The 15,744-nt window shown below is 67.4% G+C and carries 13 protein-coding genes; 2 read left to right on the top strand and 11 right to left on the bottom strand.

All coding sequences use genetic code 11. The features are described from left to right. The 8 genes from GGQ69_RS11935 to GGQ69_RS11970 all read right to left on the bottom strand — a co-directional run bounded on the left by GGQ69_RS11935 (position 1) and on the right by GGQ69_RS11970 (position 9,963). Entirely contained in the window at positions 1-321 is a 321-nt protein-coding gene (locus GGQ69_RS11935; RefSeq protein ID WP_183528831.1) for a YciI family protein, read from the bottom strand. 344 nt (positions 322-665) lie between these two features. Then, complete coding sequence (locus GGQ69_RS11940; protein WP_183528833.1) at positions 666-1,739, bottom strand: DMT family transporter; 1,074 nt, start codon at positions 1,737-1,739, stop codon at positions 666-668. Between the two features lie 18 nt (positions 1,740-1,757). After that, a complete protein-coding gene (locus tag GGQ69_RS11945; RefSeq protein WP_183528835.1) occupies positions 1,758-2,780 on the bottom strand; it encodes a shikimate dehydrogenase in 1,023 nt (340 codons plus the stop codon). Continuing rightward, entirely contained in the window at positions 2,777-4,591 is a 1,815-nt protein-coding gene (locus GGQ69_RS11950) for an FAD-dependent oxidoreductase (RefSeq protein ID WP_183528837.1), read from the bottom strand. The genes GGQ69_RS11945 and GGQ69_RS11950 overlap by 4 nt, the downstream gene beginning before the upstream one ends. Before the next feature lie 46 nt (positions 4,592-4,637). Beyond that, on the bottom strand, positions 4,638-6,488 hold the full coding sequence (locus GGQ69_RS11955) for an FAD-dependent oxidoreductase (protein ID WP_183528839.1): 1,851 nt from the start codon (positions 6,486-6,488) through the stop codon (positions 4,638-4,640). Positions 6,489-6,645: 157 nt separating this feature from the next. Beyond that, positions 6,646-7,539 (bottom strand): aldo/keto reductase, encoded by an 894-nt coding sequence (locus GGQ69_RS11960; RefSeq protein WP_183528841.1) that lies wholly within the window; start codon positions 7,537-7,539, stop codon positions 6,646-6,648. Then, entirely contained in the window at positions 7,536-8,387 is an 852-nt protein-coding gene (locus tag GGQ69_RS11965; protein WP_183528844.1) for a sugar phosphate isomerase/epimerase, read from the bottom strand. Before GGQ69_RS11965 ends, GGQ69_RS11960 begins: the two co-directional genes overlap by 4 nt. Positions 8,388-8,499: 112 nt before the next feature. Then, positions 8,500-9,963: an L-lactate permease gene (locus GGQ69_RS11970; protein ID WP_255459688.1), complete on the bottom strand. Its 1,464-nt coding sequence runs from the start codon at positions 9,961-9,963 to the stop codon at positions 8,500-8,502. Positions 9,964-10,181: 218 nt separating this feature from the next. Here GGQ69_RS11970 and GGQ69_RS11975 point away from each other — a divergent pair, with 218 nt between their 5' ends. Further along, positions 10,182-10,802, top strand: coding sequence for a recombinase family protein (locus GGQ69_RS11975; protein ID WP_183528848.1), 621 nt, complete (start codon positions 10,182-10,184; stop codon positions 10,800-10,802). Positions 10,803-10,902: 100 nt separating this feature from the next. Here GGQ69_RS11975 and GGQ69_RS11980 read toward each other — a convergent pair whose 3' ends face one another. Further along, positions 10,903-11,493: a hypothetical protein gene (locus GGQ69_RS11980; protein ID WP_183528850.1), complete on the bottom strand. Its 591-nt coding sequence runs from the start codon at positions 11,491-11,493 to the stop codon at positions 10,903-10,905. Then, positions 11,486-13,369 (bottom strand): DUF262 domain-containing protein, encoded by a 1,884-nt coding sequence (locus GGQ69_RS11985; RefSeq protein WP_183528852.1) that lies wholly within the window; start codon positions 13,367-13,369, stop codon positions 11,486-11,488. The genes GGQ69_RS11980 and GGQ69_RS11985 overlap by 8 nt, the downstream gene beginning before the upstream one ends. Before the next feature lie 603 nt (positions 13,370-13,972). Here GGQ69_RS11985 and GGQ69_RS11990 point away from each other — a divergent pair. Further along, on the top strand, positions 13,973-14,962 hold the full coding sequence (locus GGQ69_RS11990; RefSeq protein ID WP_183528854.1) for an HNH endonuclease signature motif containing protein: 990 nt from the start codon (positions 13,973-13,975) through the stop codon (positions 14,960-14,962). Positions 14,963-15,027: 65 nt separating this feature from the next. On the opposite strand, the gene GGQ69_RS11995 is transcribed toward GGQ69_RS11990, so the two are convergent. Then, complete coding sequence (locus GGQ69_RS11995; RefSeq protein WP_183528856.1) at positions 15,028-15,549, bottom strand: hypothetical protein; 522 nt, start codon at positions 15,547-15,549, stop codon at positions 15,028-15,030. Positions 15,550-15,744: the final 195 nt, after the last annotated feature.

Here is a 15,744-nt window from a genome sequence, read left to right on the forward strand (position 1 = left end):
TCAGGCGGCCTGGGCCGGGTGGCCCTCGGTGCCCGCGGCACCAACCACGCCGAAGGCGAGGTTCCACTGGCGAACCAGACGCTCGGCAATGAAACCCCCGACCTGGAAGGGATCCCCGTCCATCAGCGCTTCCACGTCCGCCACCGAGTCACCGGTGATGACCAGCAGGGCACCCAGCGGGTCGCACTCCGTGAGGCGACCCGAGGCCAGCAGCCGACCCTGCTCGTGCAGGCTGGCCAGGAAGTCCACATGGGCGGAACGGGCCCGCGTCATCGGTTCGGTCTCAGGAACATAGGCGTAGGTAACGGCGTAGAGGGCCATGAGAAACGTCCTTTCGAGGCTCCCGGGTTCTTGAGGGCCCGAGGGTGAAGTGGGTCACCGCCATGATGGTCGGTCGCGCGCACGCCCAGCAGGGCACTTCCCATTCAATGGGCACCGACGGACACGTCCGGTGGGTCCCAGCACGGCAGCAGCGATCCCGGAGGGCTCGGGAGCCGGCACGGCCGCACATGCACGTAGCGGTGTGCCGTCGGGCTTGAGGGAGGCGCCGGCGCCGCGTAGTTCCTACGCGCTCAGGTCGGCGGCTGTGGTCTCATCCACATCCGGTTCGGCCAGTGAACACTCTTGAACGGCGCAGGATGCGGGATACCCGATGGACGGCGTATTCACCGGACGCGGAGATCGCCCTCCTCGGCAATACCACCGTGCGCGTTCTTCACCGCAGCACCTCTCCCGCCCCGGCCGAGCAGGATTATCCGGAGGTTTCCGGCGGAGGCGAGGACGAGAGCCATGATCGTCAGCGCCCCGCCAGTCACGGTCTGCCAGCCGACGAGCACTCCCGGGGTGGGCCACAGGCTGTCCATCACCAGCGCTCCGCTGACCTGTCCGGCCACCAGGCCGAGCGTGTAGAGCAGTGACCCGATGGTCTGGGTCAGCAGCGCCCCGCCGATCACGACCAGCGACCCCAGCAGCCCTCCCGTGTAGTACCACCAATCCCCCGGGCCCAGTGGCAGCCGGACCAGACCCCCGGCCGCTATGGCCGGCCAGGCCACGATCACCAGCGCCAGGGTGCCGGTCAGGTAGTTAAAGAGCACCAGCGGTTCCGGACGTCCCACGGCGGCACTCACTACGCCGTTCATGGCCATCTGAGCCGGCTGGACCAGTCCGCCGGTGAACACGATCAGCAACGGCACGATCAGGCCCAACAGGCCGGTCGTCCCGGCATCGTCCGACACCCACCCGGAACCGCCGTCGACGCGGCCGCCGGCGTCAAAGCGGACCGACAGCGCGAGAAGGACTCCTGCACAGGCAACGAGTATGCCCAGCAACCGGGCCGCTCCGAGCCGCGTCCGGCCTGCCGGGACCCAGCCCGCTGAATCTAGGACCGCTGAGGCGACCATCTGCCCGCCGATGAACACCAGGGAGAAGACGGCGACCCCGATGAGGTCTACCGAGGCGCCCTGGCCAAACACCGCATAGGCACCCAACAAGCCGCTAAACATGAACACCGCTGGGTACCGACCCTTGAGGCCTCCGGACACCATGCGGGCGACCCCTTGACGATTGGCCCGGGTGGCCACGTTGACCCCGATCATCAGGGCCAGGCCGGACCCGAAGGTCACGGCCGCGGCCAGCGCCGCGTCACCCAGCTCGAGCTTCAGGGCGCCCGTCACCCGGGCTTGGATTGCGATCGCCCATCCTCCGGCCAGCGCCAGGATCAGCGAGGCGGACCTTCCCACGCGGGTCTCCTTCGGTATCTATGACAGCTGATGGATGTCGGCGGCGGTTCTGGCGCCGGCTCGCCTGGCCGGCAAGCGCAGGGCACCCCATCCTGCCCCCTCACCCGTGCTGGGCGCTGCCTCCACCGTGCCTGCCGGTCCCCGAAGGCCAGAATCAGTCTGCTGGGCGGCCACCATCTCCAGGAAGTGGCGGCGCATGCGGTCGGCGTCGGCCGGGCGCCCGGTCACCAGCCGGAAGGCGTCCACGGCCTGGCCCACCGCCATGGTGCCGCCGTCCACCACGTCGCAGCCCCGGGCCCGCGCGGTGACGACCAGCTCGGTGTCCACCGGCAGGTAGACCACGTCCGAGACCCACATCCCCGGCCGCAGCCACTCCGCCGCCACCGGCATCCCGGGGTGCAGGTGCATGCCCACGGGCGTGCAGTGCGCGAATCCGGTGGCCCCCGCCAGCGCATCCTGCAGCTCGCCGTGGGACCGGGAGGTCACCCGCTGGCCCGGGAACTGCGCCTGCAGGTCACCGGCCCGGGCGGCGGCCCGGTCGGTGTCGAGGTCGATCAGCACCAGCTCTGCGGCTCCGGCACGCAGCAGGGCGTAGGCCACGGCCGAGCCGGCACCGCCGACGCCGAGCTGCACCACCGCGGCCAGGTCGGCCTCCGGCAGCGTGGCCCGCAGGCCGGTGATGTACCCGGAGAAGTCCGTGTTGTGGCCCACCGAGCGCCCATCGGAGAAGACGACGGTGTTCACGGCCCCGAGGTTGCGGGCGTCCTCGTCCACCTCGTCCAGGTGGGCCATGATCGTCTGCTTGAACGGGTGGGTGACGTTGAACGCGTTGAAGCCCAGCCGGCGGCCGTACTCCAGCAGCCTCGGCGCCTCCCGCTGCGCCTCCTCCCCGGTGTACCCGAGGGCGGCGACGTCCACGGGCCGGTAGAGGTAGTGCAGTCCCTGTTCGCGCCCCTCCCTCTCGTGCATCGGCGGGGTCAGCGACGCGGTGATCCCGTCACCGATGAGTCCGACCAGGTAGGACTCTGCGACTGTGCTCATGCTGTTTCCTTCTGGCCGGAGTACCGCAAGGCCGGGGGCGTGGGCCGATCGGCGTCCTCCGCGGCGTCCGGGCCGGCGGCACCGGTACGGCGGGCGGCGGCGTGTCGGGCGGCCACCCAACCGAACGTCATCCCCGAACCCACCTGTGAGCCGGCTCCGGGATACTCCGAACCCATGACCGAGGCGGCATCGTTGCCGGCGGCGTACAGTCCCGGGATGGCGTCCCCCTCCCCGTCGAGCACCTGGGCTTCCGAATTGACGCGGATGCCGAAGGAGGTGGCCAGCGGTGTCGGGTAGACGGCCATGGCGTAGTACGGCGCCCGCTGGACCGGGCCGATGTTGGGGTTGGGCTCATTCTTGGGATCACCGGCCACCCGACCGAACAGCAGCTCGCCCTTGTGGAAGTCCTCGTCCACGCCGGTCTCGGCAAAACCGTTGTAGCGTCGGACGGTCTCCTCAAGTCCCTCAGGGTCCACGCCGATCTGCTCGGCCAGACCCCGCAGGGTGACGTCCTTGACCAGGTAACCCTCGTCCACGTAGCGCTGCAGGGCGAACTCCGGCAGGTGCGGCATGGTAATCATTCCCAGGCCGTACTTGGCGAGCGTCGCGGCGTCCACCACGAGCCATGCCGGGATGGTCGGGACGGACCGATGGGAGTCATACATGGCCCTCACGAACCGGTGGTAGGACACGGACTCGTCCACGAACCGTCGGCCGGCCGCGTTGACGGCGATCAGTCCGGGCTTGGCGCGGTCCCAGATGTGCGGGAAGACCACGGTGGACCCGTCCCGTCGCCGGCCGATCGAGGACGGGAACCACAGTGCGTTCTCGCCGTTGTCGTTGCCGAGGGCGGCGCCCACGGCCTCGGCCAGCGCCAGGGTGTCCCCGGTAGCACCCTCCCCGGCCCGGGAGTACTGCGGTGTGGGCGTTGGTAGGTACCTCTGGCGCAATTCGGGGTTCTGGGCGAAGCCGCCGGCGGCGAGGACCACGCCCCGACGGGCGCGGATCCGCCGGGGCAGTCCGCGGTGTTCGACCACGGCGCCCGCCACCTCGCCGGAATCGCGCACCAGTTCAATGGTGCGGGCGTTGACCCACAGCTCCCCGCCGCGGTCCTTGAGCTCGTAGAGCATCCGCGCGGTCAGCGCGTTGCCCATGACCAGCCGGGTGCCACGCGGGTACCGGAGCCTGTCCGTGGCCCAGCGCAGGCCCAGGCCCAGCGCGGTGGTGACGGCCTTCGCCGTCTTTCCGGCCTCCTTCGAGAACAGTCCCAGCAGGGTGTTCACCTCCGGCCGGCGCAGCATCATGGTCCCGCCCATCAGCGCGAACTCCGGCACAGGCCGACGCATCCGTGAGAAGTCTGCCGGACCCAACTTGCGGCCGTCGAACGGCTCGGGTTCCAGGGCACGGCCGGTCTTGCCGGTGTCCGGCAACTCGGAGTGGTAGTCCACCACGTTCGGCGAGCGGAGGAACCGCACCCCCAGCCCCTCCATGTACTTCAGCATCTCCGGACCGTTGTCCACGTAGGCCTGGCGCATCTCCTTGGGGGACTTGTCCCCCACCACGGCGTCGAGGTAGGCCTCCACCTTCTCCGCGTCATTGATGATCCCGTCCTCGCGCTGGAAGTGGTTGTTGGGGATCCAGCAGGTGCCGGCGGAGTATGCGGTGGTGCCACCGATGTAATCGGTCTTCTCCAGCACCAGCACGTCCAGGCCCTCGGCGACACCGGTCAGCGCGGCCGACAAGCCTGCCGCCCCGGAACCGAGTACCAACAGGTCAACCTCGTGGTCCCAACCTGCTCGACCCTCGGTCATCGTGTCCATAGCACTGCTCATCTCGTATTGCTCCCGCTCGTCATCGTCAGTACGTGTGCTCTTGCACTCGGTCTGGACAGGTTGGTGCTTGTGTGCCGTCGTCCTCGTACTCGGTCACGCCAGCCAGGTCGCGGCCGGCGATGTAGCCGAAGGCCATGGCCGGGCCGAGGTTGATGCCGCCGGAGGGGTAGTTGCCGCGCATGATCGAGGCGTGGTCGTTGCCCGCGGTGTACAGTCCCGGGACCGGGCGACCGGCGGTGTCGACGACGCGGGCTCGGGTATCCGCGGCGATCCCGGCGAAGGTGCCGAAGGAGCCCGGGCGCACGTGTACCGCGTAGAAGGGACCCTTCTTGATCGGTGCCAGCGAGGGGTTGGGCCCGACCTTCGGGTCGCCACCGTAGCGGTTGAAGGGTGTGGCGCCGCGCTGGAACTGCGGGTCCTCGCCGCGGCGGGCGTTCTCGTTGAACTCGCGCACGGTCTCGACGAGGCCGGTGGGATCGATCCCGCACTTGCCGGCGAGCTCCTCGAGGGTGTCTGCCTTGATGAGGTATCCGGCCTTGATGTAGGGCAGCAACGGCATGGGGATCGGCTTGGCGAAGCCCAGCGGGTACTTGCGGACGAAGGTGGAGTCGGCGATCTGCCAGGACTCCACCGGCTCGCCGTCCGGGGTGGCCTGCAGCAGGCCGTCCACGTAGTCGAAGTAGCCGTTGGCCTCGTTGACGAACCGCCGGCCGTCGCGGCGCACGCCGATGGATCCTGGCTTGGCGCGGTCCATGATGTGCGGGAAGGCGCCCTGGCTCCCGTTCGGGAACGGGACCAGGGACACGGGGCACCAGGCGGCCGGGGAACGCATGTCCGTGTCGAACACGCCGCCGGCGCCCAAGGCCAGGTCCAGGCCGTCGCCGGCGGCCTCCTCCGGGGCCAGGGACCAGTGTTCGTTGCCGGTCGGAGCCTTGGGGAACAGTTGGCGTCGGCGTTCGACGTCGTGCGGGAACCCGCCGGTGGCCAGCACCACGCCGCGGGACGCGCGGACGTAGCGGCCGCCGTCGGGACCGCCCACCAGGGCGCCGGTCACCCGGCCCTCGGTGTTGCGGACCAGCTGTTGGACCGGCGCGTTCACCCGGATGTCCACGCCGAGGTCATCGGCGGATTTCATGAGGCGGCCGGTCAGGGCGGTGCCGTTGACCAAGTGCATGGAGCGGCCCTTGCGCACCATGTCCCACACATGCGGGATGACGCGCCCGGCGGCATAGGCCCATCCCTTCGGGGACCACTGGGAGGCCGAGAGCATGGTGGTGAGGTCCTTGCCGGCCATGATGCCCATGCCGAAGAACGACGTGGGGTAGTACTGTCGACGCATCTTCTTCAGCAGCTCGGGGCGGAACTCGTAGGCATTGACCGGTTTCGGGCCCACCGAGCGGTTGCCAGTGCCGGCTCCGGGCAGGTGGCCGTAGATGTCGTTGATCTTCGCGCCCGTGACGAACTGCATGGCGGTCTTGGTGTGGAAGAAGCCGACCATGTGGGGCACGGCTTCCAGGAAGGCGTCGATCTTCTCAGCCGCGGCCGGGGTGTACCGCTCCCCCAGCACGCCCCGAAGGTAGGTGCGGAATTGCTCTCGGTCCTCGTTCACGCCCTCGGCGCGGGCCAGGGCGGTGCCGGGTGTCCAGGCCCAGCCACCGGACCAGCTGGTGGCTCCGCCGCAGACGGACGCCTTTTCGGCCACCATGACGTTCAGGCCGTGGTAGGCGGCGGTCACGGCGGCCGAGAGGCCGCCGGCTCCGGAGCCGGCCACGAGGACGTCCACGTCCTCCACGGGGACGCCGTTGGCCAGCACCTCGTCCTCGTTCAGGGGCCGCGGGGCGGCGCTGTCCTGCGGTGTCGTCGTCTCCGGGGTCATCGGATCACTCTCGCTTCTGTCGTCTCAGTCGTTTCGCCCGGTCGGTGCCGGGCCCGGGGCATGCCTGGCAGGTCCGTGGTGGCAGAGCCCGCCCGGGCACCGGGCGGGTCAGGAGTGCCCGCACGCCTGGCCGGGGTGGGCGGCGTGGTATCGGTGGTCAGCGGCCGTGCTCGTCGGGGTCCAGCCGCGGTCCGGCACCGGTGTCCAAGCTGTCCAGGGCCTGCATCTCTGCCTCGGTTAGCTCGAACCCGAACACGTCCAGGTTGCTGCGCTGCCGGCCGGCGTCGGCGGACTTGGGCACGGCCACGCGGCCGGACTGCACGTGCCAGCGCAGCAGCGCCTGGGCCGGTGTGATGCCGAGGCGCTCCGCTGGCCCGGTGACCTCGGGCAGGTCGAACAGCTCGCCGCCGCGGCCCAGGGGGCTGTAGGCGACGGTGAGCACGCCGGCATTCCGGTTGGCGGCCAGGACGTGGGGTTGTGCCACGTACGGGTCTACCTGGACCTGGTTCACGGCCGGCACGAGCCCGTCGTCCCGAAGCGTCCGAAGGTGGTGCGGGGTGAAGTTCGAGACGCCCCAGGCCCGAAGCAGCCCGCTCCCCGTGAGCTCGGCCAGAGCCTGTGAGGTCTGCCGGAAGGTTCCCTCCGACTCGGCGCGATGCGGGTTCGGCCAGTGGATGAGGTAGAGGTCCAGGTAGTCCAGGCCCATGCGTTCCAGGGTGGCCTCGAGTCCGGCCCGTACGGTGGCGGTGTCTCCAAAGGTGGCGTTGGTCAGCTTGGAGGTCACGAAGATCTCGGCGCGGGCCAGTCCGCTCTCGCGGACCCCGGCCCCGACCGCGTCCTCGTTACCGTACATCTCCGCGGTGTCCACGTGGCGGTATCCCAGCTGCAGGGCCTGCACGACGGCGGCACGGGCCTCCGTACCCACCAGCGGCCAGGTGCCCAGGCCGATGCGAGGCACGTGCACGGCGTCGGGACCCTGGGGGTCTGGCAGCCCGGTGCCGGACAGGGCGACGGTGGGGGCAGGGGTGGTTGTGGTGATCGGGACGGTCATCGGGCCGCCTCCTCGACGGCGAGCAGGGATCGGGTGGCTCGCATCAGGTGTTGGATCCAGGCGGGCCCGCCCAGGCGCTTGACGGCCTCGTCGTTCGGCACCTCCACGGAGACGGGCAGCAGTGTTCCGGTCCGGGGCGTGTCCGCCAGGCCGGCCTCGATGGCGGCGAGCATGCCGGACAGGTCGAGGTCGCCCTCTCCGGGGGCCAGCCGTGCCGATCGTGACTCGTGCACCAGGCCCTGGCGGTCGGTGGGGCGCACAGCGGGGGCATCGCAGAACTGCACCAGGGGCGCACGGCCCGCGGCGGCGGCCAGCTCCTCCGGCGTCCCGCCGAAGCGGGCCACGTGCAGGGTGTCCACGAGGAGGTCACAACCAGTCTGGACCGCGATTTCGTCTGCGAGGGGGATGGAGTTCACCACCTGGTAGCTAATGGCTTCGAGAGCTGGGGTGATGCCATAGGCCCGTCCGTCCTCGGCCATCTGTGCCAAGGTGTCACGGGCCCGGGAGAGGTCCGTGTCGGCGCAGGCCACGGTCAGCGAGTCGGCTTCCAAGGCCTGTCCGGCCTCGAACATGCGCATCCAGGCCTCACGCTGGTCCGAGCCGTCCAGAAGCAGGAACTCGATGTCCTTGACCACCACGCCGGTGTCGGCCATCCGCGCGAGCGTCTCCGCCAGCAGCGCTGATCCTGGCTGCACGTCGTAGGAGGCCTCCTGGTCGGTCACGGGCCGGACCCGGACGCCGACGAAATCGAAGCCCGCGTCGGCGGCGTACTGCACAAGCTCGGGCGGGGAAGCCGACAGCAGGGAGAGCTGGGCGAGACCGATCAGTCGGCCATCGGATGCAGGCATCTGCGGTATCCGTTCTTCCGGGACGTGAGCGAGGTGACGCCTCTCATGTAACCCGCTTCACAACTGGCACATCACCCGAGATCCCATTGATCGGGATGGAGTGAAAACACGGTCACCCTGGTTGGGCTCCTGGCAGCCAGAGCATGTTGCCGATACCCCACAGCACCAGGCACACCAGCACGAACGGCAGGGTCCGGGCGATCAGGGCCCCGCGGGTCAGGGGCGGTCCCGGGGTGCCCTCCCGTTGGAAGGGGCCGGCGATCCGGTAGGCGAGTTCGACGCGCGCCGGGCTGGCCAGGCAAGCAAGGCCGGCGGCCACGTTCTGCGAGGCCATCATCCACAGCGGATCTGCCCCCAGGACCCTGGCGGCCGCGTCCTGGGTGCCACCGAACATGGCGTTGGCCCCAGTGCCCGAGGCCGTGATGTACCCGCCCAACCCGCCGAGCAATGGCACCAGGAGCAGGTAGCCCTGCCCCAGCCCGGTCAGTGCCGTGGCCAGCGCCTGGGCCAGTCCACCGGCGGAGACCGCGGTGCCCAACACCAGGTACAGACCGGTCGGCACCGCCACCTGCAGCCACATCCGGCGGATCTCTCGGGGCAGGAGCCACCGGTGGTCCCGGTCCATGGACAGCACGACGATGCCGACCAGGGCACCGGTGATGGACCACAATGCCGGTGAGCCCAGCACCGCGCCGAACCCCCCGAGCGGCAGCAGTCCCTCCAAGAGCTGTCCGGTGATGGTGCCCAGCAGCAACACCAGGTACGGCACCAGGGCGCGGGCCGGGATGGGCCCCATCCGGCCCCGGTTGATCACCCCGGCCCAGCCCGCGGACATCACCAGGGTTGCCACCGCACCGGCCACGGCCGTGCCGAAGGCCAGATTGGCGGCCAGCACAAGTACGGACAGCACCACGCCCGAGGCCAGTCCCGTGCCGATCCAGGCGAGGTAGTCAACCGGTCGGGGCCGGGAGCCGCCGGCGGTTGTGGGCAGTCCCCGTCCGGCGATGACCGCGGCCACGGCGCCCGAGCCCAGGAAGGCGATCACGTTCAACACCCCGGAGGCCACGCCCAGATCCTGCAGGGTGACGCCGGCGATCTGGGAGCCCAGTAGCGTGCCAGGACCCATCGATCCCCAGGGGCCCACCATCAGGGCCACCAGTGAGAGCGAGGCGGCCCGCAACGGAGTGAACCCTAGGGACAGCAGCAATGGCAGTCCGATGATCACGGAGACCCCGAATCCGGTGACCGTCTCCATGAACGGCACCACCCCGTGCGCCATGAGCAGCGCCGAGGCCACCGTGGGACCACCGCCGGCCGAGAGCCACCGGGCCAGCTTCTCCTGGGCGCCGGTGCGGTCCATGACGCGGGAGAGCAGGATTCCGCCAGCGATGATCGCCAGCACCTCCACCAGGGTCCAGACGCTCTCGCCCAAGGCCGAGGACAGCTCCGCCACCGGGGTGGAGAACCAGGCCATACCGATCAGCACGGCCGAGACCAGCCCGGCCCCCGGTGCCACCCACGACGGAGCCGGCACGAGCAGCAGGGCCAAGGTCAGCACAATGGGCAGAGCCGCCATGAGTACATCCAACGGCGGCCCACCTCCACACTTCTGTCAGGTTCTCGTCACCGAAAGATGCTACGTGCTGTGGACCCGTCCCAGTTCCTTGGAACTGGGACACTCCCCCGTTGCACTGCCCAAGGACCACGACACGCCATGAATTTCCGTCCCAGAACTGAACCCAAAACGACATCCCAGCACGCTCGTACAAAGTTGACTTTCGGTACAGTGTGGCCATGGAGATTGGGTACGCGCGGGTCTCGACCACGAAACAGGACCTCGACCGGCAGATCGATGCCCTGCGCCAGGAGGGCATCGCGGCCAAGCGGATCTACGTCGACAAGAAATCCGGGGCCAACACCAACCGCCCCGGGCTCCACGCCGCCCTGGACCAGGCCCGGGAGGGCGACGTGATCGTGGTGCACACCCTGGACCGGCTGGGCCGCACCGTGCGGGACACCCTGAATCTCATCCACGACCTGGCCGAGCGCGGCGTGGGCGTGCGGAACCTGGCCGACCCGATCCGGGTCGACTCCTCCAACCCCGAGGACCCGATGTCGCAACTGGCCGTGGTGATGCTCGCCCTGTTCGGCCAGATGGAACGCACCTACGCCATCGAACGCGCCGCCCACGCCCGAGCCGTGGCCACTGCCAAGGGCCGGCGCGTGGGCCGACCCAGCGTGGTCGACCCCAGCAAACTGGCCTATGCCGAGCACCTGCGCCACGAGGGCCACACCATCGCCCAGATCGTGGAGAAAACCGGCATCACCCGCACCACCCTGTACCGGCACTTACCGCCCCGCCCGCCGCAGCCCCTCACTGCCGAGGACCAACACCACAGCCACGCCGACAGGTGAAAGTGTGCACGGTGAGGGATCCTCTAACGTGCTTGCTGTGACTCCCGGGACGAACAGCTAGCCCGGCACGGCTGACGCGGGGTGTGTAGCCGATCGGCATTCACCTGGCCGCCGGAAGGAGGGCTTCGTCGTAGACGGCGTGATGGAGTGACCACCCCTGGGCCAAGTTGTAGCGCACCACCGTCACGTTTCTCAGGGTGTCTTCGCCACGGAATACGTAGGCGTCCAACCAGAGGTCGGTAAGTCCCGGTGGCAGTTGCATCTCGGTTGAAGGCAAGGCCTCGGCGAGGGTGGAGTACAGGAAGTCGTCTTCCCTTCCCAATCCCCAGAGATAGAGGTGGGTTTCGTCGGCGCGCACTGCGCGTAGTTTTGCGAGGTTCGGTTCCATCCAGGGTTCTGCGAGGCGTTTCGATAGTTGCCCTGTGAGGTCGTCCAGGCTGAGGGAGCCGTTTCGGTCAGTAGGTTTCCCTCCACGCCAGGCACGCCTTTCGGCGCCGATCTCCTTGGATGCCTCGCCCGCTGTGACTTCAAGGGCTGCCCGGCGATCGTCCGGGTAGGTCCAGAGTCCGTCGACCATGCCGTCGCCACCGCCGGCATCTGCGTGTTCCACGGTGATCCCGAGAACTTGGCCGACGACGGCGAAGGCGATGGCTTCATCACTCCGGGGTGGTTTTCCGCGCGGGTTACCCATGGGTGGTCTTTGTCCTTGGTCCCGGATGGGGCCAGACCAGGCAGAGTAGTTCGGTGAGTTTGACCGATCGGGCGCGGATAGCGTCTTCGGTCCAGCCGGTGGGGTGCTCGTCGATGATGTCCCGGCTCAGGAGCAGCACGCTGTACTTGTTGAGCAGGGAGCGTTTCCCGAGCCCCCGGTTCTCGCCCGTGGTCTTGAGTTGGGCGGTCTCGGTGTCCGTCCATGGCCGATGGGACAGGGTGCCGTTGAGTTCCGAGGTGACCAGAGTGAGATTGCCGAGGGTGTTGACAAGTTTGTCCCGCGCCGCGGCTTCCTCGGCGGGGCGCCTGGGCTCGGGATCCCAGTGGCTCCGCCAGGCTTGCGGCATGACGTGCTCCACGGACAGCTTGGGTGGGACCGTGACCGCTTCGTGGCGCTGGGTACGCATCTGGAGCTCGATGGCCTCCAGGACTACCCGGAGCCGGGACTGCCGGACGTTGCCGTAGAGCCTGGTCGTCGGCAGCCCTTCCAGCATGTCCGTATCGGTGGGCCATTGGCGCGCGTCGGAGGACTGCGCGGCCAGGTAGTCCCGTACAGCGATTCCTACGTCCTCGACGGGGGTTCCCTCGAGCGTCGACAGGATGGCAACCATCATCTTGTTGACGTCCTTCATGGTGCTGCGCAGCAGAGTGCGCCGCACCACCCAACTTTCAAGGGCGCCCAGGGCAATAGCGATTTGATCACCGGGCACCTTGTGGTTCTTCGACAGCATCCACAGCAGCAGTGGAGTGGTCGAAGCCAGCTCCAGGGCTTCGACCACGCGCCCGTAAAACTTTCCCTCAATAGTGTCCTTGGACAACTGGGCGAAGTTTCGGAAGGTGTCGGCGTCCTGGCGGAGCTCCCCGAGCAGCTTCTCCGCCGATGCGGCATCAGTCATCAGTGGCTTCGCATAGGAAACAAACACACGGAAGACCTCGTCGGTCAGGACCTCTTCACGCCGGCGCATCGTCAACCAGTACTGCAGGAAGATATCGATCCGGGACCGGGTGTGCCGTCCCTGGGTAATCTCACCTCTCCACCAGGTCTCGTCGAAGTCGGTCCAGTACTGCTCCGGCCAAGACTCCACGTCGGCGTGGACCTGCTCGCCGCTCTGGAAGATCCAGTTCTTGATCAGGTCGGCTTTTAGGAGGGGCGTACCCCGGTCGTTGAGGGTCTCGAAGATGACCTGGTCGTCGTCATGACCAGCCAAGTTGATCGCGACAACATACAGCCGAGACTGGACCACATCGGCCAAGGCAGAGGCGCGTGCTTTCTCGTCGCCGACAACCTTCTCGTCCTCGTCCACAACACCGTCAAGCCACTTTCCGACTTCGGTACGGAAGAAGCTATGCGCCTCAACGATCCGATGCTCACCCGGCGGGGGGTCGTCGCCGTCCATGGCGGACTCGAATGCCGCCCGGTCCGTACGCGACGGCCAAAGCTTGAACCGTTCCGGCTTGCCGGCAAACCGCTTGGCCTGGTTGAGGATCAGTTCCTCGATGGCCTCGGCTTCATCCTCGTGGCCGCGCTCCAGGATGGCTTCGTGAACGGCGTCGAGCATGATCTGTAATGTGGTGCTGCGTTGCTGGCCATCGATGACCGACTGGCGCGTCACATCACCGGCGACCGCAGACTTAAGTTTGAACACCACCGCCCCCAGGAAGTGACCACCCAGTTCTTCGAGTGCGGTTTCGTCGCCTCCGGCGTGGACAACCTTTTCGGCTACGCGTCGCACGTCCTGCCACAGGGGTTGCCATTGTTCGTCCCGCGTCCAGACATAGGGACGCTGAAACGCCGGAATCTCGTAGTGCACGGTCGTTCCGAACAACTCGCGCGGATTCAGTGCATCAGCCTTCATTGGCAGGTCCCCCTCGGCCGTAACATTCAATCAGACTAGTCAGAGCGTACGGCGCGGCCGGGCATGTCAACGGAAGGGACTGCATCCCCTTCGAGGAAGCAGAAGAGCCGTTCGAGCTCCCGCAGACTACTGCGGTCACCTCGGTCATTTTTTGCATGCTTCGCTCCTATCACTGACTTCTATCACTTAGTGCGGTCCGATGGTGGCTGGATTGATCTTCAGGGCGTCGAAGCCAAAAGGTCCTCGATCGGACCAGCAACTCAGCGGGACACTAAAGTGGCACGGCTCAGGAGAGGCCATCCCCGGGTTCGAAGTACTACGGGTCTCCGCTCGCTTTCGCGCAGTGATGGAGCTGCAGCGCGGACTCAGTCCTCGAACGAGTCTCTGGGAGATCTGGCGCTTCACGAGCAGCTCTTCTTCGTGTGTGTGGCCACTTCAGACGCCGAATCGACCTTCTCCGCAAGCTGCTTATCCCGTCCGTGCCAACGGTCAGAATGAGTACTCAAGACGCGGACGGCCGGGGCATCCCTCAGGATGGGGAAGTCCGCCGTTGTCGCTCACGTGCCCGTCTTGGCCTGATTCGCTTCCCTCGAGAGGATCACCATGTCTGCCTTCCTGCTCACCGTCAGTAACAGCTGGCTACGTCAAGAATCCCTCCGTCGAGATCTCCTCCTCCGGAACACTGCGAACTTCGAACGTGGAGAGGAGTTGGCATCGTTCCCATGGACCGTGCGGCACGAGGCTGAGATGACCGCAGGTGACGTCGTCTACCTCCTTCTCCAAGGAACGGGTTCTCGAGGCATCATTGCCAGCGGCCGGGTCATCAGCGGCGATCTGAAGACGGAGAATCACTGGCATCAGCCGGGAGACGAGGTCACCACCGTGGACATCCACTGGGATACGACTGTCCTGCCGGACGAGGCTTTGGGCACCGAGTTCCTCCGGGACAAGTACCCGCGGACGAACTGGACTCCCCGAGCCAACAGCACGGAGGTTGCCGCCCGTGAAGAGGACGACCTCGCCGAAGAATGGTCAACCCGACTCATCCGATTGGGCCATCGGGTCCACCGAACACGACGGCGCCGTCGTTCCATGGACCTCGCCCGGAAGACGCCTAAGACTTACGACACCTCAGTCGTCATTGCCAGGAGTCACATGCGGGCCTATCGCTGGGACCTCCTGAATATCCACCCACCCTTCTGCGCCTACTGCGGCATCGAGGACGTCAACGTCCTCGATGCTGTTCACCTGGTGCCCCTCGCGCTCGGCGGGGAGTCTACGCCGGCGAACGGTCGGCTGCTTTGCGCCAACCACCACAGGGCTTTCGTCCAGGGCACCCTGAAGTGGGACGGGGATTGTTTCGTCGTATCGGCTCCGTGGATCCAAGTCCCCCCGCCGGAGGCAGACACCTACATGGCGGGGCAGGTCACCATCGCCTTGGGCTGCATCATGCAGGAACGAGGCGATGACCCACTGAACAGGTCCGACATCCCGGTCCCACTGACGCTGAGCGCGTTCGTGGATCTCTGCTGCGAGTTGAAGCTGAGCCCGCCTGATGTCCTGGATCAGGCCTTGGGGGTCATCATTGACTGAGCCCGCCGAGGCCCGGGACGGTGGCCACGTCGAGAGTCGGCGACGGTGCGCGGCCATCCTTGGCGTCACCGTCCGTAAATGTGCAGCGCCGCCCCGTAGCCCATCGGAAGACCCTGGCCGATCGCCCAGCTGGACAGGACCTCGATGATGGCCGCGGTCGTCATCTCCTGCACTGGGGCCGTGCCGGTGTCGGGGGTATTGACCGCGGCATCAGCTTCCTTGCCCATCCCGATCCGCCAGTTGTACGTCCCATCGAGCTGCAGCGCCGCCAACTCGAGGTGATAGATGCCCTTCTCGATCAGCATGGTCTGGGCGTAGCGGGTCACCGGCTGGTCGTCTTCAAGATGCAGGGTGTCACCCGGTGACTGGAGTGCCTTCACCAGATTCACGATCTGCTCGGGGCCCTCCAGAAGAGTCCAGCCGCTGAAGCGGCCATCGATCTTGGTCTCCCACCACAACTGGGTAGGACCACTGGCCTGGGTCATGACCTCGACCCGCTCCCGGGGAAGCCCTCCATCGATGGCGTCGATCTCGACCGATCCCGCCGTGGCTTCCTGTCCCACTTCAATAACTGATGACCTCACCATGCTGAACCTCCAAAACCTCGCGCTGACTACGGACCATAGGAGTGCAGGCTAAGGGCGGCCGCGGACGCGCTAAGCGCATTTCCAGCGACCCCGGAGCAGGCACAACCCTCGACGCACCCCTTCGCTTCACCGGTCTATCGTGTCCGACCCTGTCCCTACCCTGACGAACACCGATGCAGAACCGACAGGAGGCAC

Origin of the sequence: Micrococcus sp. TA1 (assembly GCF_014199555.1) — a bacterium.
In the GTDB taxonomy this organism is placed as follows: Bacteria; Actinomycetota; Actinomycetes; order Actinomycetales; family Micrococcaceae; genus Citricoccus.